Genomic DNA, 25,699 nt, shown 5'->3' on the forward strand with positions numbered 1-25,699 from the left:
CACATCAAACCTGAGTATCCGTCGTGTGAACCCCGTGCGCGAGCGGGGGCGAAGCGCGAGTATCGTCCCGTACGCATGCGGCGGAGCGCATGACCATGAACAACCGGAGGGGAACTTGTCCCGATTCGCCCTGATGAAGACGCTGATCGGCCCGCTGCTGAGGCTCTTCTTCCGGCCTCGGGTCGAGGGGGCGGAGAACGTACCCGCCGAGGGGCCGGTGATCGTGGCGGGCAATCATCTCACGTTCATCGACTCGGTCATCCTGAACCTCATCAGCAAGCGGCAGGTCTTCTTCATCGGCAAGTCGTCCTATGTGACAGGCCGGTCCCTCAAGGGGCGGGCGATGGCGTGGTTCTTCACCGCCGTCGGGATGATCCCGGTGGACCGGGACGGCGGCCACGGCGGGGTGGCCGCCCTGATGACCGGCCGCCGGGTGCTCGACGAGGGCAAGGTCTTCGGGATCTACCCGGAGGGCACCCGCTCCCCCGACGGCAGGCTGTACCGGGGGCGCACCGGGATCGCGCGGCTGACCCTGATGACAGGCGTGCCGGTGGTGCCGTTCGCCATGATCGGCACGGACCAGGTGCAGCCCGGCGGCAAGGGGCTGCCCCGCATCGGCCGGGGGCGGCGGATCACCGTCCGGTTCGGCAAGCCGCTCGACTTCTCGCGCTACGAGGGCATGGACCGCGACCGCTACGTGCTGCGGGCCGTCACCGACGAGGTGATGACCGAGGTCATGCGGCTCTCGGGGCAGGAGTACGTGGACATGTACGCCACCAAGGTGAAGGCCGCCTGAGCCCACCCGCCGCCGGGCGGCGCCCCGGCGCCGGGGCTCAGTGCCAGGGCAGGGCCGAGCGCCGGCCCCAGTAGGCGGCGGGCGGCTCCGCCAGCTCGCCGAGGGCGGCCGCCGCGGCCTCGTCCAGGTCGAGACCGGCCGCCGCCAGGTTCCCCGTGAGCTGCGCGACGGTGGCGGCGCCGGACAGCACGATCCCGGCCCACGGCTGGCGCAGCACGGCGGCCAGCGCGACCGCGTCGGGGCCCGCGCCGGCGGCCTCCGCGATCCGGCGCACGGCGGGCGGCGCGGCCTCCCCGGCCAGCCGCCCGTTGGCCATCGCCTCCTTGACGATCACCGTGCGGCCGGCCGCGTGGGCCTCGGCGAGCGCCGGGCCGGCCGAGGTCTCCAGCACGTTGTACGTGGACTGCACGGTGGCGAACAGCGGCCGCCCGTCCACCTCGACCTCCAGTGCCGCCCGGATGGCCTCCGCCTGGCCGGGGCCGCTGGTGGACAGACCGACGGTGACGCCGGCGGCGGCGAGCCCGGCCAGCCGGTCGAGCACGGCGGGATCGCTGAGGGCCGGGCTCTCCGGCGTCACGGAGTGGATCTGGTACAGGTCGAGGCGGTCACCGAGCAGGGCGCGGGTCTCCGCGTACTGCCGGTCGAAGGTGGCCGGGCCATGGTCCTTGACCTCGTGGACCTCGGCATCGGTGCGCCAGTCCGCCGTGTACGTGTAGCCCCACTTGCTGCCGACCACCACGTCGGCCGCGGCCTCGGGGCGCGACGCGAGCCAGCCCGCCAGGAACTCCTCCGCACGGCCGTAGGAGCGGGCCGCGTCCAGGTAGCGCACGCCCCGCGCGTGCGCCGCGTCGAGCAGCTCATGGCTGCGCTCCCGCAGCGCCTCGGGGGCGCGGTCGGCCGGGAGGTCGCGGTCCCGGCCGAGGTTGATGTAGCCGGGGCGGCCCACGGCGGCGAGCCCCAGACCGATCCGCGCGGTGGGGGTGGCCTCGGGGCGGAAGCGGGAGAACGCCATGGAACCTCTCACTCGGCTCGGGGTGCGGCGGTGACCGGCTGGCCGTCGGCGGCGCGGCGGACGCCGGGCGCGCGGGGTCTCACGATAACGGTGGGCTCAGGCGCTCACCGCGCCGGTGTCGGCGGTCGGGGCGGCCCAGGCGGCGGCGCACAGCGCGTGCGCCACGGACTCCGTGTAGAGGGCGGCGGCCAGCCAGGCGCGGGCGAACCGGTCGGCGTCCGCCGGCAGCAGCCGGCCGAACACGTCCCTGCCGCGGTCGGCGGCGGCCCGGTGCAGCTCCTCGATCAGCCCGGCGCCGGTGGCGAGCCCGGCGCGGCGCAGCCGGGCCCGGTCGTCGCCGACGGTGCCCGGCAGGGCCAGGGCCCGCCGGCCCGCGGCGACGGCCCGGTCCGTGCGGCGACGCAGCAGGTGGAGCGGGGCGTGGGCGGCCTCGTCCGCCGCGGGCGCGACGCCGGGCGGAGCCGCCGCGGCCGGCTCGGGCAGGTCGGTGCGCTGCAGCCGGTCGTACCCCAGGTCGACGTGGGCGCGCGGCTCGGCCAGCCGCAGCGCCTGCCCCGCCTCGCCCGGCGGCCGGCCGGCGGCGAGCAGCCGCAGCCGGGGCTCCGGTCCCGGCACCAGGCGGCCGACGACGCGGAGCCTGAGGCCGGGGGCGGTGGCCAGCAGGCGCAGGTTGTCCCGGTGGGCGAGGGCGGGGTCCTCGTCGGCGGCGGCGAGGTGGATCGGCAGCCCAGCGCAGTCGGCGAGCAGGACGTCCCCGCCGGCGGCGCGGAGCGGACGGCGGCAGGTCAGGTCGAGGAACAGCAGCTCCGCGCCCGGCGGCCGCCGGTCCTCGGGGAGCGCGGCGGCGGCCAGGGCGCGCTCGGCCTGGCGGTGCGGCGGCTCGGCCCAGAGCCGGTCCAGCGGCGGCTCGTGCCAGCCGGCGCCGCCCGCCTGCACGGCGCGCACCGCGGCGCCGGCGCCGAGTCTCCCGTCCGGTGAGACGGTGGCGCCCGAGACCACCAGGCCGGCGCGGGACAGCTCCCGGTGGGTGAGCGCCGCGTCCCCCAGGCGCACGGTGCGCTCCACGGCGGCGGCCGCCCGCTCGGCGCCGCCTGGTGCCACGTCCGGCACCCGGAAGAGCCGGCCGTCGGCGTCGGCCGCCCAGGTGACGACGCCGGCGTGGCCGCTGCCGGCCAGCACCGGCTCGCTGAACAGGCCGTACAGCCGCAGCGAGCCACCCGGCAGGTAGGGGCGGCGGGCGGTGCCGCGCAGCTCGGCCAGCCGGGGGCCGGTGGCCGTGGCGATGCCGTGGGAGGTCGCCAGCAGCTCGCGCAGCGCCTCGGTGAGGTCGGCGAGCCGGTAGGCCGGATCGGCGGCGCGGGCGGCGCGCAGCCGGCCGACCACGCTCACGGCCGCCGCGGCGGGGCGCGGCAGCCCGGCCAGCCGGGCGGCATGGGCGGCGGCCAGCAACTCCGCCTGGGTGACCGCCCCCGCGCCGTCCACGCCGGCCTCCAGGGCGGCGGCTCCCGCGGCCCACAACTCGGCGGCCGCCGCGCGCTGTCGGGGGGTGGCCGGGGCCTCCGAGGGGGGTGGTTCCTCGGGCGGTTCGTCGGAGGGGACGGCGTCGCCGGCGTCCGCCGCGGGCTCCGGCCGGGCGACCGGGGCGGCGCCGGCGGCGGCCGGCCGGTGCACGCAGCCGGGCGCCAGCAGGCAGCCGCAGCGGATGTCGTCGACGGCGGTCACGCTGCCACCGGGGGCGTGGACTTCGAGGGTGGTCTCCTCGTCGACGGTGACGCGGTAGGTGTCGCCGTCCCGGCTGACCGGCCGCGCCGCGAGCTTGGCGGTCGCGGCGTCGAGACGCCTGCGGAGCCGAGGGCTGAGCGCGGCCACCAGAGCGGCGGTCACCTCGGGGGCGACGGGGGGCAGCGGGTGGGTGTCGGTCACCGGATCTTCTCCCCTACCCAGCGGGCGAGTTCGAGTGGGCTGAGGGCGGCCACCGGCATGCCGGCCGCGACCAGCTGGCCGGCCGTTCCCTTGCTGTACCGGGGGCGGCCGGCGTCGTCCAGGCTGGCGCAGCCGAGTACGTGGCAGCCGGCGCCGGCCAGCGCGCGGACCTCCGCGAGGAGGCCGCCGAGCGGATAGCCCTCCTCGAAGTCGCTGACGACCACCACCAGGGTGCGGGAGGGCGCGGTCACCAGGGTGCGGGCGTGTCGCAGCGCGGCGGCGATGTGGGTGCCGCCGCCGACCCGCACCTCGAGCAACAGCGCCAGGGGGTCCTGGACATGGCCCGTGAGGTCGACCACCTCGGTGGAGAAGGCCAGGAAGTGGGTGGTGAGGGCGGGCACGCCGGCGAGCACGGCGGCCGTCAGCGCGGACCAGACGGTGGAGGACTCCATGGAGCCCGAGACGTCGGTGGCGATGATCAGCCGCCAGTCGGCGGTGCGGCGGGCGCGCGTGCGGAAGACGGGGCGCTCGGGGACGACCTGGAGCGCCCCGTCGGGCCCGCGCCGGGCGGTGGCGAGGTTGGCGCGCACGGTGCGGCCGAGGTCGAGTGGGCCGCCGGGGCGCCGGCTCGGCCGGGGCAGGGCGGCACCCGTGAGCGCCGGGCGGAGCCTGCTGGCCAGCTCGCGGGTGAGCTCGTCCACCAGGCGCCGGACCAGCGGGCGCAGCCGGGCCAGGCGCGCCTCGGGCAGGCCGCCGGCGTGGCCGAGCACCGTGCGCAGCAGCTCGACGGACGGGCGGACCCGGTCCGGGTCGAGGAGCAGCGCCGCGTCGCCACGCCCCGCCGCCACGGCGGCGGCCAGCACCTCCTCGCGGATGCCGGGACCGAACAGGGCGGCCAGCTCCTCCGACCACTCGCGCACGCCCGGGTAGGGCACCTCGCGCCCGCCGCCGCGCCCGCCGGGCAGGTCTCCCCTGGCGCCCTCGCCGCGCCCGACCCCGTACAGCTCGTCCAACGCCGTGGCCAGCGGCACGGCGTGCGCCGGGAGCCGATCCCCGCGCCGCCCGAGCACCAACCGCCACCGGTCGCCCTCGGCAAGGGCCGAGGCCTGGCCGGCCGGGCCCTGGCCGGGCAGGCCGGGGGCACCCTTCGTGCTGCCCAGCCGGGCGTCGTGGGGTGTCGGGGCGTCAGCCCCGACGGCCGCGGGGCCCGTGGGCTCCGGGCTTCGGATGGCCGGGCCGCCCGCCGCGGGCCGCCGCAGGAGCCCCGTCGCGGCCAGGGCCGCGCCAGCGGCGAGGTCGGCTCGGGTCCACAGTTCGAGGGTGGGGGCGTCGATGTCCGGAAGAGCGGCGAGGACGTCGCCGACACGGTCCTCGATGACGGCGAGGAGGCGGTCCCTGGCGGCCGGGCTGAGGGTGTCGAAGCCGCCGCGCAGGGCCGGCAGGCGGTCGAGGAAAGCCTGCTCCGGCAGTTCGGCGACGCGGTCCAGCAGCGGGGCGAGCGCCGCGGGGGCGGCCTCCAACAGCGGCCCGGCGGCGGTCAGCAGGCCCGTCAGGCGGTGCTTCAGCTCGGCGCGGCGGTCCGGGTCGGTGGCCGCGTCCACCCAGGAGGCGACACGGGTGCCCAGGGCGCCCGGCTCCTCGTGGCCGAGCAGCACCCGCACGGCGCCCGCGGCGCCCCGCATCAGCGGGGAGCCGGCCGCGGCGAGCTCGGCCAGCGCGGCGGCGAGCCTGATGCCGCCGAACTCGTCCGCGCGGTGTGCCAGTTCGACCAGAGCGCGGGCGTCGGCTGGGTCCTCGGAGCCGGTGAGCCCGGCGACCTGGCGGACGGCGGCCGTGGTGAGCGACTCGGCGACCGGCACGGCGTCGGGGAAGTCGCCACGGAGCCGGTCGAGCAGGCCGAGGGCGGCCAGCAGCTCGGACAGGCTGGCGGCGGCCGGCAGCACCGTGCCGGCCTCGGCGAGCCGCTCGTGGGCCAGGGCTTCGAGGCCGCAGCCGGCGGCCAGGTCGAGGCCGGCGACGACCTGGGCGGCGGTGGGGCCGCCGGCGTCCCGCTCGGCGCGGTGCCGCTCGCGGAGCGTGCCCTCCGCCGCCTGCGCGGCGGTCACGCCGCGCGGCGACGCGGCCGTCAGCATGGCGGCCGTGGCCGGGGTCCAGCCCACGGTCCAGCGGGTGGTGACGGCGTCTCCGCCGCCGACGCCGCCGACCCGCTGCTCCTCGGCGTAGGGGATGCCGCAGACCGTGAGGCGACGCAGCAGCAGCTCACGCCGGTGGTCGATCGGCACGCGCCGTGGGTCGAGCCGCACGTCGCGCGGTCCCGCCGCGACATCGTCGGGCCCGGGCAGGCCGAGCTCGGCGCACTCGGCCGCCACGGCGGGCGCGAGGCCACCGCGCGGCGCGCCGGGTGCCGGCCGACCGGCGCGCCGGCCGACCAGCACCTCCTCCAGGGCCCGCGACACGGCCCGGCCCCGGCCGAGCGGCTCGCCCTGGAGGAGCACGGTGCCCGCGGCCTCGACGAGCTCGCCGCGGCCGGGGGCCGGCAGGCCGCGCAGCCGGGCGAGGTCGGAGGCGACCCGGGCGATCTCCCGGGCGTCGGCGGGCCCCGAGGGGTGGTCCTGGGCGCGCAGCCGGGCGCAGACGCGGACGGCGGTGGTGGTGAGCGCGCGCTCCAGGGCGGCGGGGTCGCCGGCGGCGGCCAGCACCTGGTGCTGCCACTCGGGGTCGCGGATGCCGGCCGGGTAGCCGGAGCGCTCGTCGAGCAGCGGGTAGGTGTAGGGGATCAGCGAGACCGTCCACGGGGCTTCGGCGGCCTTGGGGGCCGCCGGCGCGTCGACGTGCGGCGGCCGGAGGTCGCCGGCCGCGAGCGCCGCGGCGGTGAGGGCCGGGGTGTGGAAGGCGCCCACGACGGCCGCGACCCGGCGGCCGCCCGCGGCGGCCTCGGCGATCCGGGCCCGCATCCACCGCTCGCGGTGCAGGTCGACGGCGTCGACGCCGCCCGCGTCGGCCGCGTCCCGGCGCAGCGCCCAGCCGGCGAGGAGGGCGGCGCGGCGCACCGCTTCCGGCGTGGAGCCCGGGGCGGTGACCTCGACCAGCCGATCCCAGAGGTCGTCGCCGGCGCGGCCGGTCAGGCGGGCGCTGAGCGCCTCGCGCAGCCCGGGGCGGTGGGCGGCGGCCTGGCTCCGGTCGCCGAGCCAGGCGCGGTCGGCCAGCGGCAGGTCGGCGGCGATCGCGGGGACCCCGTGGCGGGCCGCCCAGCGCAGCGCGACCAGCTCGGGCGAGAAGTCGGCGAACGGGTAGAAGGCCGGCTGTCCTGGCTCGGGGCCCGGCGGCACGGCGGCGAGCGCGACCGGTGCCCGGGTCTCCTCGTGGGCGAGCCAGGCCAGCCAGTCCTGCAGCTCGGCGGGGAGCTCCACCAGCAGGACCTCGGGCGCGGCGGCGTCGAGCAGCCGGGGCATGACGGCGGCCAGCGACGGCGCGTGGTGCCGCACGCCGATGAGGTGGGGTCCCGCCGGGTCGGTCAGCTCCCGGAGGGCGGCCGCCACCGAGTCGTCCTCGCCGGACGGGAGCCCTGGTGGATCGCCGATGCGCATCGTCCTCAGTCCTCCAGGGCCGAGCGGAGGTCCCACAGGGTGCGCCAGGTGTGGGAGCCCTGTTCCGCGCGGCGGCGGACGGCGGAGTCCCAGTAGCCGCGCAGGCAGGCGGCGTCGGCCGGCTCGTCCTTGCGGATCACGCCGAGCAGGTGGCTGGGCAGCAGGCCGAGTACGTCCCGCTCCGAGGGGAAGTAGGCGGCGGCCAGGGCGAGCGAGCCGGCTACCGAGACGGCCTCCGCGGTGCTCATCACGCTGGTGGGGCGCTCCACCTCCCAGCCCTCGGTCGAGCGGCCCTCGCGCAGGTCGCGGAAGGCGGTGACCAGTGCTTCGAGGACGGCGTCGTCCACCTGGTAGGGCGCGCCGGCCCGCTCGACCGCGGCCCGGGACTGGCGGCGGACCAGCGCGGTCTCCTCGTCCAGGTCGGCGATGGGGCCGACGGTCTCGAAGTTGAACCGGCGCTTGAGCGCGGCGGACATCTCGGAGACGCCCTTGTCGCGCAGGTTGGCGGTGGCGATGAGGGCGAAGCCGGGGGCCGCGTGCAGTTGGGCGTCCGGCGTGCCGGCGAGCTCGGGGACGGCGACCCGGCGCTCGGAGAGCAGGGAGACCAGGGCGTCCTGCACCTCGGGCAGGCAGCGGGTGATCTCCTCGACCCGGGCGACGGCGCCGGTGGACATGGCGGTGAGCACCGGGGAGGGCACCAGGGCCGCGCGGCTCGGTCCGTTGGCCAGCAGCAGGGCGTAGTTCCAGCCGTACCTGAGCTGGTCCTCGGTCGTGCCCGCGGTGCCCTGGACGGTGAGGGCGCTGGTGCCGCAGACGGCGGCGGACAGCAGCTCGGAGAGCATCGACTTGGCGGTGCCCGGCTCGCCGACCAGCAGCAGCCCGCGTTCGCCGGCGAGGGTGATGACGCAGCGTTCGACCAGCGCCCGCTCTCCCACGAACTTCCGCGTGACCACCAGCCGGCGCGGCAGCGCGGCGTCGGGCGCCGGGTCCTCGGGGAGGGTGAGGGCGCGCCCGCCGCTGCCCATCACGAAGGTGACCACGGCCCGCGGGGTGAGCCGCCAGCCGGGCGGGCGGGGTCCGGTGTCGTGCGCGGCGAGGAAGGCCAGCTCGGTGGCGAACTCGTCCTCCGGTGGCGTGATCTGCCGGGGCGGGGAGGTGGTGGGGGCGGTCATCGGCTGCCCTTCCTGGTGGCGCGGGTGATCAGCTCTTCGTAGGCGGGCGCGTCGCCGGCCCGGACGCGCGCCCAGGCGCGCTCGAACAGCTCGGGGACCGGCAGGTGGGGCACGCCGTAGGTGACGGGGCGCGGCCGGTAGAGCGGCTCCTTCCAGGTCTCCACCGGAAGCAGCGGGGCCTTGTGGTCGGCCCAGCCGCCGGGCAGGAACAGCCGGCGGCCGGCGCGGGCGCGCTGGGCGGTGACGACCAGGTCGGTGGCGGCCAGCTCGGCGTTGGCCCGCCTGATCCGGGCGGGCTTCCAGCCGGTCCACCGGGCCCGGTTGCGGTCCGTGGGGTCGGGCAGGGCGAGCAGTTGCAGGTAGCCGGCGGCGGCGTCCGCACTCAGGCCGAGCCGGGCGGCGGCCTCGGCGACGAGCTCGGGGACGCTGCGCGACGGGTCCTGGGCGTATCCCTCGGCGCCCGGGGCGCCGGCCCGCACCGCTCGCTCGAGCTCGGGGCCGAGTACGGCGCGCAGCGCGTCGAGCGGGCGGCTGCTCCGGGCGCCGACGATGCCCTCGACGAGGCCGAGCGTCGGGTCGTCGGGGCCGGTCAGGCCGGCCGGGCGCAGCCAGGTGGCCTCGGTGGCGCCGTACCAGGGGAAGACGACGAGCGCCTCGCCGATCCTGACCAGGCCGTCCGCGCCGGCGCCGCCGGCCTCCGGCAGGCCGTGTGCCTGCCGCAGCCGCTTGGCGGTCGTGCCGCCGGCCTCGGCCCATTCGATGCCGAGGTCGAGGACGAGTCCGGGGTCGGCGAGCCGGCGGCGCAGGCCGTCGAGCGCGCCCGGCAGGGCGGCGCGCAGCGGGTGGCCGAGCGGCAGGCCGTAGGCCAGGGTGGCGAGCGCGGTGACGGCGGAGGCGAGCTCCCGCTCGTCGGGCACCGCCTCCGGGTCGTCGGCACGCAGCCGGTTGTCCGCCAGCCGCTGGGTGGTGGTGGCGCGGAGCCAGGGGGTGTGGTCGGGGTTGAGCACGGCCGTGGCGGCGCGCGGGTCGAGGCCGAGTTCGGCGATCGCCTCCTCGGGCACCAGGTGGTGGCCGCCGAAGTGGCTCCGCCAGGCGCTCGCCGCGGCGGCGGTGGCGGGGCCCTCGGCCCAGGCGGTGGCCGGTTCCCGGGGCAGCAGGGCGCCGACCACGGTGGACGTGCCCCGGGTGCCGAGGGCGCCGAGCAGCTCCGCCGCGGCCTCCGCCTGCCGGGGCCTGAGGCCGAGCAGCGCCAGCGTCTCGCCGGTGGGTTGGCTGGGCAGGCCGGCGAGCAGCAGGGTGGCCTGGGCGTGGCCGAGCCCGGTGGCGGCGGCCAGGGCGGCGGGCTCCGGTCGCCAGGCCACCGGTCCTCGCTCCCTGACCAGTCGGACGACGTCGGCGAGCTGCCGGGCCGGGGGCCGCCCGGGGAAGGCCCGCTCCTCGACGAGGGCGAGCGGTGGGACGGGCCCGAAGGCGCCGGTCGGGTCGTGGTCGAGGGCGAGCCAGTGGGTGCGGTCGGCCTCCCGGTCCTCGCGCAGCGCGCCGAGGATGACCACGGTGCGCTCGCCGTGCCGCAGCACCTGGCCGCCGCGCCGGGCGGTGACGCCCCGCTCGGCGAGCACCAGGCGGCGCAGGGCTCCCGGGCCGGCCAGCGGCCCCTCGGCGAGGGCGTCGAGAAGCAGCAGCAGGGCCTCGCGCTCGTCCTCGCCAAGGGCCGGTCCGGTGGCCCGGTGGGCGATGGCACGCTGGGCGTCGAGCAGCGGCGTCCAGTCGAGGGCGTGGGCGGGCGCGGTGCGCTCGTCGGTCGACCAGCCCCGGGGCAGCGGCTCGGCGCGGTACCTGGCGGGCAGCGGGCGGCCCGTCGCCGGCCGGCCGGCGAGCACCTGGCCGACGGCGCGGACCTGCTGGAGCACCGCCCAGGAGCTCGACCCGGCGTAGGGCACCCGGACCGTGGGGGTGACCAGCCCTTCCACGGCCCGCAGCAGGCTGGCGTTGTCGCCGTGGCGCGGCCGGTACTCCTCGAACATGGCCGCGTCCGCCGGCGCGGCGTCCCGGCCCTCGCGGTCGGCGAGCCGGGCCGCGGAGGCGGCGATCCCGGCCGCCACGCCGGCGATGCCGGCCACGCCGCGCAGCAGTGCCTGGTCCGTGATCTCGGGCAGCTCCCGGGCGACGGCGGCGACGAGGGCCCGCTCCTCGGCGCGGCGCCGCTCGGCCACGGGCAGCTCGTCGCCCGCTTCGAGGGCGGCGAGCTGGATCGCGCGCTGCTCGGCCGCGGCCGCCGCGACGGCCGCGACCAGCCGCTCGGCGGCCTCGGCGGTGAGGGCGCGCAGGGCCCGGGAGCCCGCCTCGTCGCGGGGTCGCAGCAGGTGCCAGAACGGGGCGGGCGGCACCAGCGGGGTGCCGGCGGCGAACTCGCCGCCGGGCTGGCCGAGGGGGGCGCTGCCCAGCGCGCCGCGGACCGGGTGGGCGCCGTCCTCGAAGAGGGTGAGGTCGCCGCCGTGGAACGCGAGCACCGGCGCGGCGCCGCCCGGCAGCCGGGGCGCGCCGACCGGTATCTGCCGGCGGCCACCGCCGGCGAGGGTCACGGTGCGGCCGTCGGGGGTACCGGCCCTGAGGAGCAGGCCGTCCTCCCCCTCGGCGCGCACCCACCAGCCGAGCTGGCGGCCGTCGGTGCCGAGCGGCGTGTCGGCGAGGGCACAGGGCAGCGGCAGCAGGGCGCAGTGCTCGACCAGCAGCCGGGCGTCGTCGGTGACGGCGCCGGCCAGGAAGTCGGGCAGCGAGGCCCGGCCGGCGGCGCCGGTGGCCGGGTCGTACTCGTGCCAGGCCCACCGCCCGTCGCGCAGGGTGAGTGACCAGTGGCGGCCGGAGTCGTCGGCGAGGAGCGGCCGTTCCTCGGGCAGCGCGGTGTCGCCGGCGTGCAGCGGCCGGCCGCCGGTGGCGCGGCCGCCGCCGGGGAGGGCGAGGGAGACGGAGGTGTTGGGGCGGTGCCATGCGCCGGGGCGCTCGCCGCCGAGCGTGAAGACCTCTTCGGGGCGGGCTGACCAGTAGGCGCGCTGCTCGCCGCGGTGCCACCAGGTGACCAGCAGCTCCCCGTCGACATAGCGGAACTCGGGCCGCTGCCACTGCAGTTGGTCGGGGATCCGCAGCTCGTGCTCGAGCAGGACGCCCTCCGGGCCGACGACGACGGCGCGGCTGGCGTTGCCGACGATCAGGGCGGGCCACGCCTGGTGGACGCTGAGCTGCCGCTGCTGCCCGGCGCCGCCGGTCTCGCCGAGGAGCCGGACGGCCTCCTCCAGGGCGGGCCAGCCGAGCTCGTCGAAGATGCCGGCGCGCAGCGTGCGGGCGACGACCGGGCCCAGGCGGTGCCCCGCGATGCGGGCCACCGCCTCGGGGTTGACCTCGGCGACGGCGGTGCCGAAGGGCAGCAGCGCGCCCAGCGCGGTGCGGCCGGCGGGCAGGCCGGGCGCGGCGACGAACTCGTCGGTCCTGGCACCGAGCCAGTCGCGCAGCACGCGGCGCAGCACCGGGTGGGCGACGACGGCCGCGAGCGCCTCGCCGGAGCGCTTGCCGCCGGTCTCGCCGACGACGGTGGACAGGGCGGGGGCGAACCGGGGGTCGGCGGCGACGGCCGCCAGGTCACGGCGATCGGCCTCGGGCGCGCCGAGCCAGCTGGTCAGGTCGAGCCTGAGCCGCGGCGGCGGGTCGGCCACCGGGACACCCTCGGCGAGGCAGAGGTCGAGCAGTTCGAGGTCGGTGCCGCCGCGCCAGCCCGTGGCCTGGGCGATGGTCACCGGCCGGCCGTCGGCCCGCAGCCTGGGCGCCATGCGGCGGACCAGGGCGTAGCTGGCGGGCGAGTGGCGCGGGCCGCGCCAGCCGCGGCTGAGGTGGGCGGCCCAGCGGGAGAGCCAGTCGGCCGCGTCCACCTCGGGCGCCGGGCCCTGGGCGGTGAGCAGGGCGTCGGCGCCGGTCTCGGCCAGCAGGCTGAGCCAGAGCGTGTCGCCCTCGTCCTCGGCGGCCAGGCTGCTGGGGATGATCTCGATCAGCCGGCGGCGGATCTCCGGTCGCTCGCGGCCGAGGGCGGCCAGCGCCTCGCGGTACCCGGTCCAGAAGGATCGGGGCGCGCGGACGAGGGCCGGGGAGTCGAGCAGCTCGGCCAGCACGGCGCGCTCCTCGGCGGCCACGTCGAGCCCGGCCGCTCTGATCAGCCGGCGGCTGTCCTGCGGGAAGGAGGCGTAGGGCGCCAGGCCGGCGGCGCAGCGCTCGACCGTCAGCCGCCGGAACTCGGCCCATGCCTCGGCGGCGGGCAGCCGCCGGCTGAGGTCCCTGACGTGCTCCTTGAGCTCCTTGGCGGTGAGCGCGCCGGCGAAGGCGAACTCCAGGAAGACGGCGCGCTGCCTGGCCTCGTCCACCGGCAGGCCGTGCGCCCGCTCCGCGGTGCGGGCCCGGCCGAAGAACGCGGCGGCGTACCGGGTGTTCTCGGCGGCCAGGAAGGCGCGGGCCGCCTGCTCGTAGTAGGTGGGCAGGAAGTGCGGCACGGAGCGGGCGAGGCGCTCGCCGAGCTCCTCGAAGCCGTCCCTTGCCTGGCCGGCGCGCGGCCCGGCGAGCCGGGCGAGCCGCTCGATGTCGCGGACCAGGGCCAGGGCGTGGTGGCCGTTGGCCGGGTCGTTGACCAGGGCCCAGGCGGGGAAGCCCAGGGTCTCGCGGCGGACCTGGCCGACGACGGGGGCCTCGCCCTCGCGGCGCAGGCCGAGGAAGTCGAGGGCCAGGTCCTCGGCCTCGCCGAGCGTCTCCGGGACGAGGCGGACGATCCGCCGATCGTCGAGGACAGGGTGCGTGTAGGTGCGGGCGGTCAGGCCGTCCGCGTCCGCGCCGTCGTGGCTGCCTGGCAGCAGGATCGCGCCGGCCTCCAGGTCGGTGGCGTCGCTCACTTGTCCTTCTCCTTCTCGATGTCGCGGCCGGCGTACAGCGCGGCGGCCATGCGCATGCCCTCGGACCAGGCGACGGGGCCGATGTCCCCGAGGCGCAGGCCGCGGCCCGCCGGGTCGCTCCAGGTGAGCGGCCCCGTCTCGGTCTCCTCGTAGCCGTCGTACTCGCCGAGCCAGACCCGGGCCTCCACGGTGCGGCCGGCCTCGAAGACGGGGCAGACGGCCTGGCCGCCGCGCACCCGGTAGCCGAGGGAGGTGGCCCGGCCGATGAGGAACCGCAGTTGCTTGAACCGGCCGCCGGCGAAGGTGTCGACGCGGTCGGCGGCCGGGTCGGCGCCGCCCGGCCGCCACACCTCGCGGTGCAACTGGCCGACGCCCTGCCGCAGGTCGAGCTCGGTGGCGAAGTCCCGCAGCTCGTCGAGGTCGTCGAGGAGCACCGGGTGCGGGATGCGCAGGCGCTCGGGGCGGACGCGCACGGTGTCGCCGTCGAGGTCGACCAGGCCGATGCCGCGCTCGGGGTCCGCGTCCCGCAGGAAGCCGGCGACGGCGCCGCTCTCGTCGGTGACGACGAGGTCCCGCAGGGCGGCCCGCCAGGCTGTGTCGGGCCAGACGGCGACGAGCGCCGCGGCGGGCACGGGCAGGGACCTGATCATCCAGCGCTCGACGCTGGCCAGGCACTCGCGCTCGTGCCGCGCCAGCCACTCGGTGAGCTGGCGGAGCTGGACGACGGCCGGCTCGTCGGCGATCCTGGCGGGCACGGACCTGAGCTGGCGGCCCGCCCTGTTGCGGCAGATCACGCCGCCCGAGTCGTCGAGCGCGACCTCGTAGTCGCCCGCCCCGATCCACCCCATGACCATCTCCCTGTGGTCGTGCTTACGATGATCGCGACTCTAGAAGCAGCCACTGACAGTGGCCCCTGACAGCACGGCGCCCCCGAGAGGGCGCGCCGGACGGGAGTGAGATGGGGGACGGCGGGGATTCCGGGAGACGACCGGTGCGCTGGGGGATCCTGGCGACCGGCTCGATAGCGGCGCGCTTCGCGGGCGACGCGCTGCCGCTGCCGGACGCGGAGCTGGTGGCGGTGGGTTCGCGGGCGTCGGGGCCGGCTGAGGCGTTCGCCGAGCGCTTCGGCATCCCCCGGGCGTACGGGAGTTGGGCGGAGCTGGTGGCCGACCCGGAGGTGGACGCGGTGTACGTGGCGACGCCGCACAGCGCGCACCACGCGGCGGTGCGGCAGTGCCTGGAGGCCGGCCGCGCGGTGCTGTGCGAGAAGCCGTTCACGCTGAACGCGGCGGAGGCCGGGGCGCTGGTGGCGCTGGCCAGGGAGCGTGGCCTGTTCCTGATGGAGGCCATGTGGATGTACTGCAATCCGGCCATCCGCCGGATGGTGGGCCTGGTGCGGGACGGCGCGATCGGCGAGGTCCGGTCGGTGCAGGCCGACTTCGGGATCGGCGGCCCGCTCGATCCCGGGCACCGGCTGCTGGATCCGGCCCTGGGCGGCGGGGCGCTGCTGGACCTCGGGGTCTACCCGGTCTCCTTCGCCCACCTGGTGCTCGGCGAGCCGGCCGAGGTGGCGGCCTGGGCCCGGCTGAGCGGCGGCGTGGACACCAACACGGGACTGGTGCTCGGCTATGACTCGGGCGCGGTCGCGACCCTCAGCTGCTCACTGGTGGCGGACACCCCACTGGTGGCCTCGGTGACCGGCTCGGCCGGCCGGATCGAGTTCCCGCGTGGCTTCTTCTTCGGCGACCGCTTCGTGCTGCACCGGCCGGGACGGGACCCGGAGGAGTTCGTCGAGCCGGGTCCCGCGGCCTCGTTCGTCCACCAGATCACGGAGGTGACCCGCTGCCTGCGGGCCGGCGAGCTGGAGTCGCCGCTGGTGCCGCTCGACGGCAGCCTGGCCGTGATGCGGACGCTGGACGCCGCCCGCGCCCGCATCGGCCTGCGCTACCCGGGCGAGGCGGCGGCCTGACCCGGCCGCAGGCCACCACCGGGCGGCGGTCACGCCCCCCGGTGGTGGCCTGCCTCGCCGGAGGCGAGCTCGCGGGCCGCGACCCACTCCCGCTGGCGGGCCAGCTCGGCCTTGGCGTCGGCCAGTTGGACGGCGACCGCCGACGGCGCCGTGCCGCCGCGGGCCGAGCGGGCGGCCAGCGCGCCCGGCACGTCGAGGACCGTGCGGACCTCGGGGGTGAGGCGCGGCGAGATCTTGGCGAACTGCTCGTCCGTCAGCTGATCGAGCTCGATGCCCTCGGCCTCGCAGACCTTGACGCACTCGCCGGCGATCTCGTGCGCGTCCCGGAACGGCACGCCCTGCTTGACCAGCCACTCGGCGATGTCGGTGGCCAGCGAGAAGCCGGCCGGCGCCAGCTCGGCCATCCGCTCCTCGTTGACGGTGAGGGTGGCCAGCATGCCGGTGAACGCCGGCATCAGCACCTCGAGTTGGTCGCAGGAGTCGAAGACCGGCTCCTTGTCCTCCTGGAGGTCGCGGTTGTAGGCGAGCGGCAGCGCCTTGAGGGTGGCGAGCAGCCCGGTGAGGTTGCCGATGAGCCGCCCCGACTTGCCGCGCGCCAGCTCCGCGATGTCCGGGTTCTTCTTCTGCGGCATGATCGAGCTGCCGGTGGAGAACGCGTCGTGCAGGGTGACGAAGGAGAACTCCTTCGTGTTCCAGATGATGATCTCCTCGGCGATCCGCGAGAGGTCGACGCCGATCATCGCGGTGACGAACGCGAACTCGGCGGCGAAGTCCCGGGAGGCCGTGCCGTCGATCGAGTTGGCCACCGAGCCGCCCTCGAAGCCGAGGTCGGCGGCGACCGCCTCCGGGTCGAGACCGAGTGAGGAGCCGGCCAGCGCGCCCGCGCCGTACGGCGAGACCGCCGTACGGGCGTCCCACTGCCGCAGCCGCTCGGCGTTCCTGGCGAGCGCCTGGACGTGCGCCAGCACGTGGTGCGCGAAGAGCACCGGCTGCGCGTGCTGGAAGTGGGTGCGGCCCGGCATCGCCGCGCTCGGGTGGGCGTCGGCGAGGCCGATCAGCGCCTCGGTCAGGTCGGCCAGGAGGCCGGCGATGATCCGGGCGTGGTCCCGCAGGTACATCCGGAAGAGCGTGGCCACCTGGTCGTTGCGCGAGCGGCCGGCGCGCAGCTTGCCGCCGAGCTCGGGGCCGAGCCGCTCCAGCAGCCCGCGCTCCAGCGCCGTGTGCACGTCCTCGTCGGCGATGGTGCCGGTGAACGAGCCGTCGGCGACGTCGGCCGCGAGCCGGTCGAGGCCGGCCAGCATGCGGTCGAGCTCGTCCTCGGTGAGCAGCCCGGCCCGGTGCAGCACCCGGGCGTGGGCGCGGGAGCCGGCGATGTCGTAGGGCGCGAGCCGCCAGTCGAAGTGGACGGAGGCGCTCAGCCGCTCCAGCGCGGCGGCCGGTCCGTCCGCGAACCGGCCGCCCCAGAGGCGGACGTCCTGGCCCTGGGTCTCTTCGGTCACTGGGCCAGGTCCCGCCGGGCCGCGATCTTGCTGGACATGCCGAAGATCTCGATGAAGCCCTTGGAGAGCGACTGGTCGAAGGTGTCGCCGGTGTCGTAGGTGGCGAGGCTGAAGTCGTAGAGCGACTGGGCGGACTTCCGGCCGGTGACGACGGCCCGGCCGCCGTGCAGGGTCATCCGGATGTCGCCGCTGACGTGCTGGTTGGCCTCGGCGACGAAGCCGTCGAGGGCGCGCTTGAGCGGCGAGAACCACAGGCCGTCGTAGACCAGCTCGGACCAGCGCTGCTCGACCTGCCGCTTGTAGCGGGCCAGCTCGCGCTCGACCGTGACGTTCTCCAGCTCCTGGTGGGCGGTGATGAGCGCGATGGCGCCCGGCGCCTCGTAGACCTCGCGGGACTTGATGCCGACCAGCCGGTCCTCGACCATGTCGATCCGGCCCACGCCCTGGGCGCCGGCCCGCTCGTTGAGCTCCTGGATGGCCTGCAGGGGGGTGACGGGGCGGCCGTCGACCGCGACCGGGACGCCGTGCTCGAAGGTGATGACGACCTCGTCGGCGCTCCTGGGGGCGGCCGGGTCCTGGGTGTACTCGTAGATGTCCTCGATCGGCGCGTTCCAGATGTCCTCGAGGAAGCCGGTCTCGATGGCGCGGCCGAAGACGTTGGCGTCGATGGAGTACGGGGACTTCTTGGTGGTGGCGATCGGGAGGCCCTTGTCCTCGGCGAAGGCGATGGCCTTGTCGCGGGTCATCGCGTAGTCCCGGACGGGGGCGATGCACTTCAGGTCGGGGGCGAGGGAGGTGATGCCGGCCTCGAACCTGACCTGGTCGTTGCCCTTGCCGGTGCAGCCGTGGGCGACGGTGTCGGCGCCGTGCTTGGCGGCGGCGGCCACCAGGTGCTTGACGATCAGCGGCCGGGAGAGGGCGGAGACCAGCGGGTACCGGTCCATGTACAGGGCGTTGGACCTGATCGCCGGGAGGCAGTACTCGTTGGCGAACTCGTCCTTGGCGTCCACGACCTCGGCCTCGACGGCACCGCAGGCCAGCGCGCGCTTGCGGATGACGTCCAGACTCTCGCCGCCCTGGCCGACGTCGACGGCGACGGCGATGACCTCCGCACCCGTCGCCTCGGCGATCCAGCCGATGCAGACAGAGGTGTCCAGGCCACCCGAGTAGGCGAGTACGACGCGCTGGGTCACGGGGGTCTCCTTCAGATGCATGCGTGGACAGGAATAAGTATGCAGGGCTTCGCATGGTTCGTCAATGCGAGCGACAAGGCTGGGCAAACCACCCGGACGGGTAGGACATACGGGCGAACGTACGACGACTCGCGCCGACTCCGGTCACCCCACGCGGGAGAACGCCCATCTCACCCATACGAGTGAATTACGAGCGGGCGAACGCGCTCCGTTGCCCCTTTGGCCTGAGCAGACCCCCTGGTCAGGGCGGTCGAACAGATCGGCAACGGCGCGCGTTGCCTTCCCCCGGCGCGCGGCGGATGCGAAACGCGCCGTTCCAGCGCGGCGGGGAAAACGGCCAAGCTGACAACACGATCGTTGTCCGCCGCCTCGGCCGTCACGGCGAGGCGGCGGGCGCGTGCGCGGGACCGTTACCGCGCGGCGGCGAGCCGCCCCTCGCACCAGTCGACCGTGCCGGGTCAGCGAACCCGGCACCGAAGCCAGCGGAGGTCCCGTCTTGACCACACTCCCCGAGACCTCGGACGAGCGGGCCACAGCGCTCGCCGCCCTGGGGCGCACCCGCGAGCTGCTCGACCCGGGCCTGCGCGACTGGGTCGGCCGGCTGCCGGAGCCGGTGGCCCGGGTCGCCTCCTACCACTTCGGCTGGACGGACAGCGCCGGCCGCCCCGGCGCCGCACCGGCCGGCAAGGCGCTGCGCCCGGCCCTGGTGTTCGGCTGCGCCGAGGCGATGGGTGCCCCGGCCGCCGAGGCGCTGGCCCCGGCGGTGGCCGTGGAGCTCGTGCACAACTTCTCGCTGCTGCACGACGACATCCTTGACGGCGACACCACCCGCAGGCACCGGGCCACGGCCTGGGCCGTCTTCGGCTCCTCGGCGGCGCTGCTCGCGGGGGACGCGCTGCTGGTCCAGGCCAGCCGGGTGCTGACCGAGGACCCGCTCGGCAGGGCGCGCACGGTCACCGGATTACGGTGGCTGGCCGAGGCCACCACGCGGCTGATCGAGGGCGAGCAGGCCGACATCGGCTTCGAGGAGCGCGCGCACGTCTCGCTGGCCGAGTGCCTGGCGATGACCGAGCGCAAGACGGCGGCGCTGCTCGCCTGCGCCTGCGCCCTGGGCGCGCTGTGGGGCGGCGGCCCGCCGGAGCGGATCGAGGCACTGCGGCGGTTCGGCACCCACCTGGGCATGGCGTTCCAGCTCGTCGACGACCTGCTGGGGATCTGGGGCGACCCGAAGGTCACGGGGAAGCCGGCCGGCGCCGACCTGGCCAGCCGCAAGAAGTCCCTGCCGGTGGTCGCCGCGCTCGACTCGGGCACCCCCGCCGGGCGGCGCCTCGCCGAGCGGTACGGCGCCTCGCGGGGGCGCTCGGCCGAGGCGGAGCCGGCCGAGATCGCCGCGCTCGCCGAGCTGGTGTCCGAGGCCGGCGGCCGCGCCTGGGCGGAGGAGGCGGCGGAGCGCGAGTTCACGCGGGCCATGGAGTCCCTGCGGGCGGCGGAGCCGGCCGAGCCGGCCGCGGCCGGGCTGGCCGCGCTGGCCCGTCTCGCCTGCCGCCGCGACCACTGAGCCGACGAGAAAGGCCGGGAGCCCGCGGAGAGCTCCCCGAGGAAGGAAGCGTCACCGATGGGGAAGGTACTGCTGGCCGCGCCGCGCGGCTTCTGCGCCGGCGTCGAGCGCGCGGTCGCCACCGTTGAGGAGGCGCTGTCGCGGCACGGACCGCCGGTCTACGTGCGCCGCCAGATCGTGCACAACACGCATGTGGTCCGCGAGTTGGCGGCGCGCGGCGCGGTGTTCGTCGAGGAGCTGACCGAGGTGCCCGAGGGGTCCCTGGTGGTGTTCTCGGCGCACGGCGTGGCGCCGGCCGTGCACCGGCAGGCGGCCGAGCGCCGGCTGACGGTGGTCGACGCGGTCTGCCCGCTGGTGACCAAGGTGCACCGGGAGGCCGAGCGCTTCGCCGCCGACGGCTACGAGATCGCGCTGATCGGCCACGCGGACCACGAGGAGGTCGTCGGCACCGTCGGGCACGCCCCGGACCGCATCCACGTCGTCGAGTCGCCGGCGGAGGCCGAGCGGCTCGACCTGCGGGATCCGACCCGGGTGGTCTGGCTCTCGCAGACCACGCTCGCGGTCGACGAGGTCGCCGAGACGGCGCGGGTGCTGCGCGAGCGCCTGCCGGCCCTGGCCGACCCGCCGGGCGACGACATCTGCTACGCCAGCCAGAACCGGCAGGACGCGGTGCGGGCCATCGCGCCGCGCTGCGACCTGCTGCTGGTGGTCGGCTCGGCCAACTCCTCCAACTCGGCGCGGCTGGTGGAGGTCGCGCTGCGCGCCGGCGCCCGGGCCGCCCGGCTGGTCGACTCGGCCGACGAGATCGTCGACGCGTGGTTCGACGGCGTCTCCACGGTGGGCGTGTCGGCCGGCGCCTCGGTCCCCGAGGCGCCGGTGACGGAGCTGGTGGCGGCGCTCGCCGAGCGCGGCTACCGGGAGGTGGAGGAGGTGCCGGTGGCCCGCGAGACGCTGCGCTTCACGATGCCACGGCGGCTGGCGCCCGGCTGACGGCGCGGTGCCACCGCGCGGCGGGTGCCGGCGCGCGCCGGTGCCAGCCGTCAGTCCGCGGGCTCCTCCCGCTCCTTCTGCTTCTGGGCGAGGCGCAGCAGATGCCCGGCGAGCGACTGCCCGCCCGCCGGGTCGCGGCTGATGAGCAGCAGGGTGTCGTCGCCCGCGATGGTGCCCAGGATGTCGTGCACCTCGGCCTGGTCGATCGCGGAGGCGAGGAACTGCGCGGCGCCGGGCGGGGTGCGCAATACGACGAGGTTGGCGGAGGCCTCGGCCGAGATCAACAGCTCCCCGGCGAGCCGGGCGAGCCGCTCCTCCTTGGCCGACTCGCCGAGCGGCACCCGGGGGGTGCGGAAGCCGCCCTCGCTCGGCACCGCGTAGATCAGCTCCCCTCCCGCGTTGCGGATCTTCACGGCGCCGAGCTCGTCCAGGTCGCGGCTGAGCGTCGCCTGCGTGACGCTCAGCCCGTCGTCGGCGAGGAGCTTGGCCAACTGGCTCTGTGAGCGCACCGGTTGACGGTTGAGAATCTCCACGATGCGCCGGTGCCGTGCGGTCCTGGTCTGGGGCACGGACGATCCCTGTGGCCCCAGAGCCTTCTGCGCGGCCGTCACGGGCTGCCGCTCGTCGGTCATGCTCCCCCTTCGGGTCATCTGGCTGGCGCCGACGCGTCCGCGTCGTCGAGGATCCGGGGCAGCGCCGCGAGCAGCGCGTCCACCTCGGCGTCGCCGATGATCAGGGGCGGAGCGAGCCGCACCACCTCGGGGGTGGCGGCGTTGACCAGGAATCCGGCCTGCTGGGCCGCCTGCTGCACCTGCGCGGCCAGCGGCTCGGTGAGCACGATACCGAGCAGCAGGCCCGCGCCCCTGACACGGTCGACCAGCGGATGGCCGAGATTCCACACGCCGTCACGCAGCCGCTCCCCCGCGGCCTTGACCCGCTCCAGCAGCCCCTCGGACTCGATGGTGTCGAGGACCGCGAGGGCGGCGGCGCAGGAGACGGGGTTGCCGCCGAAGGTGGAGCCGTGCTTCCCGGGGCCGAACAGCTCGGCCGCCTCGCCGAAGGCGAGGGTGGCGCCGATCGGCAGGCCGGCGCCGAGCCCCTTCGCCAGGGTGACCACGTCCGCCTCCACGCCCTGTGCCTGGCCGGCGAACCAGTGGCCGGTGCGGCCGATGCCGGTCTGCACCTCGTCGAGCACGAGCAGCGTGCCGGTGGCCCTGGTGATGGCCCTGGCCTCGGCCAGATAGCCCTCGGGCGGCACGATCACGCCGTTCTCGCCCTGGATCGGCTCCAGGATCACCAGGGCGGTGTCGGTGGTGACGGCCGCGCGCAGCGCCTCCGCGTCGCCGTAGGGGACGTGGGTGACGTCGGCCGGCAGCGGGTGGAAGCCCTCCTGCTTGGCCGGTTGCCCGGTGAGCGAGAGCGCGCCCATCGTGCGGCCGTGGAACCCGCCCTGGGTGGCGACCATGTGGGTCCTGCCGGTGAGCCGGCCGATCTTGAAGGCCGCCTCGACCGCCTCGGCGCCCGAGTTGGAGAAGTAGGCGCGGCCCGGCCGCCCGGACAGGGCGAGCAGCCGCTCGGCGAGCGCCACCGGGGGCTCGGCGACGAAGAGGTTGGAGACGTGGCTGAGCAGGGCGACCTGGTCGGAGACCGCGCGCACCACGGCCGGATGGCCGGTGCCGAGGGAGTTGACCGCGATGCCGCCGAGGAAGTCCAGGTACTCCTTGCCGTCCGCGTCCCAGAGGCGGGCGCCCTCGCCGTGGGTGAGCGGGACCCGGGGGGTGCCGTAGTTGTCCATCAGCGCGCCCCGCCAGCGCGTGGTGAGGGCCTCGTTGCTCGTGGCAGTGCTCATGGCGGTGCTCGTGCCGGTACTCATGACGGCTGTCCCGTCCCCTCTCCGTTGTCGTGTGCGGCCGGCGGGTCCGGCACGACCATGGTGCCGACGCCCTCGTCGGTGAAGATCTCCAGCAGGATGGCGTGTTGGACCCGGCCGTCTATCACGCGCGCGGTGCCCACGCCGTTGCGCACCGCGTGCAGGCAGCCCTCCATCTTGGGCACCATGCCGCTGGCCAGCTCCGGCAGCAGCCGCTCCAGCTCGCTGACGGTGAGCCTGCTGATCACCTCGTCGCTGGTCGGCCAGTCCGCGTACAGGCCCTCGACGTCGGTCAGCACCATCAGGGTCTCGGCGCCGAGCGCGGCGGCGACGGCGGCGGCCGCGGTGTCGGCGTTGACGTTGTAGACGTGGTGGTCGTCGGCGCTGCGGGCTATCGAGGAGATCACCGGGATGCGCCCGTCGTCGAGCAGCGCCTCGACGGCGCCGGTGTCGGTCGCGGTGATGTCGCCGACCCGGCCGAGGTCCACCGGCTCGCCGTCCACCTGGGCGTAGCGCTTGGTGGCCGTCATCAGGTGGGCGTCCTCGCCGGTCATGCCGACGGCCAGCGGCCCGTGCCGGTTGAGCAGGCCGACCAGCTCGCGCTGCACCTGGCCGGCCAGCACCATGCGGACCACGTCCATGGTCTCCGGGGTGGTCACGCGCAGCCCTGCCCGGAACTCGGAGGTCAGGCCGAGCCGGTCGAGCTGGGCGTTGATCTGCGGGCCGCCGCCGTGCACCACGACGGGCCGCAGGCCGGCGTGCCGCAGGAAGACGACGTCCTGCGCGAAGGCGGCCTTGAGCTCCTCGTCCACCATGGCGTTGCCGCCGAACTTGATGACGACGATCTTGCCGTTATGGCGGGTCAGCCAGGGCAGCGCCTCGATGAGGATCCGGGCCTTGGGGAGCGCGGTGTGCTTGCGGGTGGGGCTCTGCTGCGGTGTCGTCGTCATGAGGAGTAGGCGCTGTTCTCGTGCACGTAGTCGGCGGTGAGGTCGTTGGTCCAGATCACGGCGGTCGCGTCGCCGGCGGCCAGGTGGGCGGTGATGCGGACCTCGCGGTAGCGCATGTCGACCAGGGCGCGGTCCTCGCCGAAGGAGCCCTTGCGGCAGACCCAGACGCCGTTGATGGCGACGTCGAGCTGGTCCGGGTCGAAGGTCGCCGAGGTGGTGCCGATGGCGGAGAGCACCCGGCCCCAGTTGGGGTCCTCGCCGTGGATGGCGCACTTGAGCAGGTTGTTGCGGGCGATGGAGCGGCCGACCTCCACGGCCTCGTCCTCGGTGGCGGCGCCGGTGACCTCGATCCTGATGTCCTTGGAGGCGCCCTCGGCGTCCCCGATCAGCTGCCGCGCGAGGTCCGCGCAGACGGTCCTGACCGCCTCGGCGAAGGCGTCCGGCTCGGGCACCACGCCGGAGGCGCCGGAGGAGAGCAGCAGCACGGTGTCGTTGGTCGACATGCAGCCGTCGGAGTCGATCCGGTCGAAGGTGGTCCTGGTGGCGGCGCGCAACGCCGCGTCCAGCGCCGGGGCCTCGACGTCGGCGTCCGTGGTGAGGACCACCAGCATGGTGGCGAGCCCGGGCGCGAGCATGCCGGCGCCCTTGGCCATGCCGCCGACGGTCCAGCCGGCGCCCTCGGCGACGGCGGTCTTGTGCACGGTGTCGGTGGTCCTGATGGCGATGGCGGCCTTCTCGCCGCCGTGCGCCGAGAGCTCGGCGACCGCCTTGTCGACGCCGGGCAGCAGCTTGTCCATGGGCAGCCGGAGGCCGATCAGGCCGGTGGAGGCCACGGCCACCTCGCCGGCGCTGTGGCCCAGCGCCTCGGCGACGCGCTCCGCCGTGGCGTGGGTGTCCTGGAAGCCGAGCGGCCCCGTGCAGGCGTTGGCGCCCCCGGAGTTGAGAACGACGGCGGTGACGGCGCCGCCCTTGAGCACCTGCTCGGACCAGACCACGGGCGCGGCCTTGACCCGGTTGCTGGTGAAGACGCCGGCGGCGGCGCGCCGGGGGCCCTGGTTCACCACGAGCGCCAGGTCGGGCGCACCGCTCTCCTTGATTCCGGCGGCGACGCCGGCGGCTGTGAAGCCCTTGGCGGCGGTGACACTCATGGCGCGACTCCGATCGTGGAAAGGCCGAGCTCCTCGGGGAGGCCGAGGGCGATGTTCATGCTCTGCACCGCGCCACCCGCGGTGCCCTTGGTGAGGTTGTCGATGGCGCTGACGACGATCAGGCGGCCGGCCGACTCGTCGAGCGCGACCTGGAGCAGCGCGGCGTTGGACCCGGCGACGGCGGCCGTGTTCGGCCACTGCCCCTCGGGCAGCAGCCGGACGAACGGCTCGCCCGCGAGCGCCTTGGCGTACGTCTCGCGCAGCTCGGCGGCGGTCAGCCCCGGCCTGGCCCTGGCCGAGCAGGTGGCCAGGATGCCGCGGGACATGGGCGCCAGGGTGGGGGTGAACGAGACCGTGACCCGCTCGCCGGCGACCGCGGAGAGGTTCTGGATCATCTCGGGGGTGTGCCGGTGGCCGCCGCCGACGCCGTAGGGGCTCATGGCGCCCATGACCTCGCTGCCCAGCAGGTGCGGCTTGAGCGAGCGGCCGGCGCCCGAGGTGCCGCTGGCGGCCACGATCACGGCCTCCGGCTCGGCGAGGCCGGCGGCGTAGGCCGGGAAGAGCGCCAGCGTGACGGCGGTCGGGTAGCAGCCGGGCACGGCGATCCGCCGGGCACCGCGCAGCGCCTGCCGGCCGCCGGGCAGCTCGGGCAGGCCGTAGGGCCAGGTGCCGGCGTGCGGCGAGCCGTAGAACCGCTCCCAGTCGGCCGCGTCGGAGAGCCGGAAGGCGGCGCCGCAGTCGACGATCAGCGTCTCGTCGCCGAGCTGCTCGGCGACGGCGGCCGAGTGGCCGTGCGGCAGGGCGAGGAAGACGACGTCGTGACCGGCGAGGGCGGCCGGCGTGGTCTCCTCGACCACGCGGTCGGCCAGCGGCAACAGCTGCGGCTGGGACACGCCGAGCCGCTGCCCGGCGCTGGCGTTGCCGGTCAGTGTGCCTATCTCCACCTCGGGGTGCCCCAACAGCAGCCGCAGGATCTCCCCGCCCGCATAGCCGCTCGCTCCCGCCACCGCAGCGCGCAACGCCATCGCCTCCTTGTTACGATGGCATGACTATACGCAGCGCGGCACTTTTATGCAACGGGCCTCGGGTGGGGCGCCACGCGAGGTC

At 76.3% G+C, this 25,699-nt stretch carries 17 protein-coding genes; 4 read left to right on the forward strand and 13 right to left on the reverse strand.

From position 1 onward, the window contains the following. Window positions 1–133: 133 nt before the first annotated feature. Window positions 134–796, forward strand: a complete 663-nt coding sequence (locus RNC47_RS20620) for a lysophospholipid acyltransferase family protein (RefSeq protein WP_394814832.1) — start codon at window positions 134–136, stop codon at window positions 794–796. Window positions 797–833: 37 nt separating this feature from the next. Here the strand turns inward: RNC47_RS20620 and RNC47_RS20625 are convergent, their stop codons facing one another. From RNC47_RS20625 to RNC47_RS20650, 6 genes are all read right to left on the reverse strand, one after another. Next, the gene (locus RNC47_RS20625) at window positions 834–1,808 is read right to left on the reverse strand and encodes an aldo/keto reductase (protein WP_311600891.1); all 975 of its coding nucleotides are present in this window, start codon (window positions 1,806–1,808) and stop codon (window positions 834–836) included. Between the two features lie 96 nt (window positions 1,809–1,904). Then, on the reverse strand, window positions 1,905–3,731 hold the full coding sequence (locus RNC47_RS20630) for a hypothetical protein (RefSeq protein ID WP_311600893.1): 1,827 nt from the start codon (window positions 3,729–3,731) through the stop codon (window positions 1,905–1,907). Continuing rightward, complete coding sequence (locus RNC47_RS20635) at window positions 3,728–7,318, reverse strand: DUF5682 family protein (protein ID WP_311600894.1); 3,591 nt, start codon at window positions 7,316–7,318, stop codon at window positions 3,728–3,730. Before RNC47_RS20635 ends, RNC47_RS20630 begins: the two co-directional genes overlap by 4 nt. A gap of 5 nt (window positions 7,319–7,323) precedes the next feature. Beyond that, window positions 7,324–8,490: an ATP-binding protein gene (locus RNC47_RS20640; protein ID WP_311600896.1), complete on the reverse strand. Its 1,167-nt coding sequence runs from the start codon at window positions 8,488–8,490 to the stop codon at window positions 7,324–7,326. After that, window positions 8,487–13,415, reverse strand: coding sequence for a hypothetical protein (locus RNC47_RS20645; RefSeq protein ID WP_311600898.1), 4,929 nt, complete (start codon window positions 13,413–13,415; stop codon window positions 8,487–8,489). The genes RNC47_RS20640 and RNC47_RS20645 overlap by 4 nt, the downstream gene beginning before the upstream one ends. Next, on the reverse strand, window positions 13,412–14,263 hold the full coding sequence (locus tag RNC47_RS20650; RefSeq protein WP_311600899.1) for a DUF4132 domain-containing protein: 852 nt from the start codon (window positions 14,261–14,263) through the stop codon (window positions 13,412–13,414). Before RNC47_RS20650 ends, RNC47_RS20645 begins: the two co-directional genes overlap by 4 nt. A gap of 110 nt (window positions 14,264–14,373) precedes the next feature. On the opposite strand from RNC47_RS20650, the gene RNC47_RS20655 reads away from it, so the two are divergent. Beyond that, window positions 14,374–15,384 carry a Gfo/Idh/MocA family protein gene (locus tag RNC47_RS20655; protein WP_311600901.1) on the forward strand — a complete coding sequence of 337 codons (1,011 nt, stop codon included), beginning with the start codon at window positions 14,374–14,376 and terminating at the stop codon, window positions 15,382–15,384. Window positions 15,385–15,413: 29 nt separating this feature from the next. Here the strand turns inward: RNC47_RS20655 and argH are convergent, their stop codons facing one another. Together argH and RNC47_RS20665 are read right to left on the reverse strand one after the other, a co-directional pair. After that, entirely contained in the window at window positions 15,414–16,883 is a 1,470-nt protein-coding gene (gene argH, locus RNC47_RS20660; RefSeq protein WP_311600903.1) for an argininosuccinate lyase, read from the reverse strand. Further along, window positions 16,880–18,076 carry an argininosuccinate synthase gene (locus RNC47_RS20665; RefSeq protein WP_132931152.1) on the reverse strand — a complete coding sequence of 399 codons (1,197 nt, stop codon included), beginning with the start codon at window positions 18,074–18,076 and terminating at the stop codon, window positions 16,880–16,882. Before RNC47_RS20665 ends, argH begins: the two co-directional genes overlap by 4 nt. Before the next feature lie 496 nt (window positions 18,077–18,572). Here RNC47_RS20665 and RNC47_RS20670 point away from each other — a divergent pair, with 496 nt between their 5' ends. After that, window positions 18,573–19,634 carry a polyprenyl synthetase family protein gene (locus tag RNC47_RS20670; RefSeq protein WP_311600905.1) on the forward strand — a complete coding sequence of 354 codons (1,062 nt, stop codon included), beginning with the start codon at window positions 18,573–18,575 and terminating at the stop codon, window positions 19,632–19,634. A gap of 57 nt (window positions 19,635–19,691) precedes the next feature. Next, complete coding sequence (locus RNC47_RS20675) at window positions 19,692–20,624, forward strand: 4-hydroxy-3-methylbut-2-enyl diphosphate reductase (RefSeq protein ID WP_311600907.1); 933 nt, start codon at window positions 19,692–19,694, stop codon at window positions 20,622–20,624. Between the two features lie 50 nt (window positions 20,625–20,674). On the opposite strand, the gene RNC47_RS20680 is transcribed toward RNC47_RS20675, so the two are convergent. Genes RNC47_RS20680 through argC form a run of 5 tightly spaced genes read right to left on the reverse strand, consistent with a single transcriptional unit; the run spans window position 20,675 to window position 25,617 of the window. Continuing rightward, on the reverse strand, window positions 20,675–21,256 hold the full coding sequence (locus tag RNC47_RS20680) for an arginine repressor (RefSeq protein WP_311600908.1): 582 nt from the start codon (window positions 21,254–21,256) through the stop codon (window positions 20,675–20,677). 14 nt (window positions 21,257–21,270) lie between these two features. After that, complete coding sequence (locus RNC47_RS20685; protein WP_311600909.1) at window positions 21,271–22,497, reverse strand: acetylornithine transaminase; 1,227 nt, start codon at window positions 22,495–22,497, stop codon at window positions 21,271–21,273. After that, window positions 22,494–23,444 (reverse strand): acetylglutamate kinase, encoded by a 951-nt coding sequence (gene argB / locus RNC47_RS20690; protein ID WP_311600910.1) that lies wholly within the window; start codon window positions 23,442–23,444, stop codon window positions 22,494–22,496. The genes RNC47_RS20685 and argB overlap by 4 nt, the downstream gene beginning before the upstream one ends. Beyond that, window positions 23,441–24,592 (reverse strand): bifunctional glutamate N-acetyltransferase/amino-acid acetyltransferase ArgJ, encoded by a 1,152-nt coding sequence (argJ, locus tag RNC47_RS20695; protein WP_311600911.1) that lies wholly within the window; start codon window positions 24,590–24,592, stop codon window positions 23,441–23,443. The genes argB and argJ overlap by 4 nt, the downstream gene beginning before the upstream one ends. After that, entirely contained in the window at window positions 24,589–25,617 is a 1,029-nt protein-coding gene (argC, locus tag RNC47_RS20700) for an N-acetyl-gamma-glutamyl-phosphate reductase (protein WP_311600913.1), read from the reverse strand. The genes argJ and argC overlap by 4 nt, the downstream gene beginning before the upstream one ends. Window positions 25,618–25,699 lie beyond the last annotated feature (82 nt).

Origin of the sequence: Streptomyces millisiae (assembly GCF_031845425.1) — a bacterium.
GTDB lineage: Bacteria > Actinomycetota > Actinomycetes > Streptomycetales > Streptomycetaceae > Streptomyces > Streptomyces millisiae.

What these genes read in the sequence shown, in the direction of transcription:
- RNC47_RS20625 (WP_311600891.1), bottom strand. Translation starts at nt 1,808, where the DNA reads ATGGCGTTCTCCCGCTTCCGCCCCGAGGCCACCCCCACCGCGCGGATC.
- RNC47_RS20620 (WP_394814832.1), top strand. Translation starts at nt 134, where the DNA reads ATGAAGACGCTGATCGGCCCGCTGCTGAGGCTCTTCTTCCGGCCTCGG.
- RNC47_RS20655 (WP_311600901.1), top strand. Translation starts at nt 14,374, where the DNA reads ATGGGGGACGGCGGGGATTCCGGGAGACGACCGGTGCGCTGGGGGATC.
- RNC47_RS20650 (WP_311600899.1), bottom strand. Translation starts at nt 14,263, where the DNA reads ATGGGGTGGATCGGGGCGGGCGACTACGAGGTCGCGCTCGACGACTCG.
- RNC47_RS20640 (WP_311600896.1), bottom strand. Translation starts at nt 8,490, where the DNA reads ATGACCGCCCCCACCACCTCCCCGCCCCGGCAGATCACGCCACCGGAG.
- argB (WP_311600910.1), bottom strand. Translation starts at nt 23,444, where the DNA reads ATGACGACGACACCGCAGCAGAGCCCCACCCGCAAGCACACCGCGCTC.
- RNC47_RS20635 (WP_311600894.1), bottom strand. Translation starts at nt 7,318, where the DNA reads ATGCGCATCGGCGATCCACCAGGGCTCCCGTCCGGCGAGGACGACTCG.
- RNC47_RS20685 (WP_311600909.1), bottom strand. Translation starts at nt 22,497, where the DNA reads ATGAGTACCGGCACGAGCACCGCCATGAGCACTGCCACGAGCAACGAG.
- argC (WP_311600913.1), bottom strand. Translation starts at nt 25,617, where the DNA reads ATGGCGTTGCGCGCTGCGGTGGCGGGAGCGAGCGGCTATGCGGGCGGG.
- argJ (WP_311600911.1), bottom strand. Translation starts at nt 24,592, where the DNA reads ATGAGTGTCACCGCCGCCAAGGGCTTCACAGCCGCCGGCGTCGCCGCC.
- RNC47_RS20680 (WP_311600908.1), bottom strand. Translation starts at nt 21,256, where the DNA reads ATGACCGACGAGCGGCAGCCCGTGACGGCCGCGCAGAAGGCTCTGGGG.
- RNC47_RS20675 (WP_311600907.1), top strand. Translation starts at nt 19,692, where the DNA reads ATGGGGAAGGTACTGCTGGCCGCGCCGCGCGGCTTCTGCGCCGGCGTC.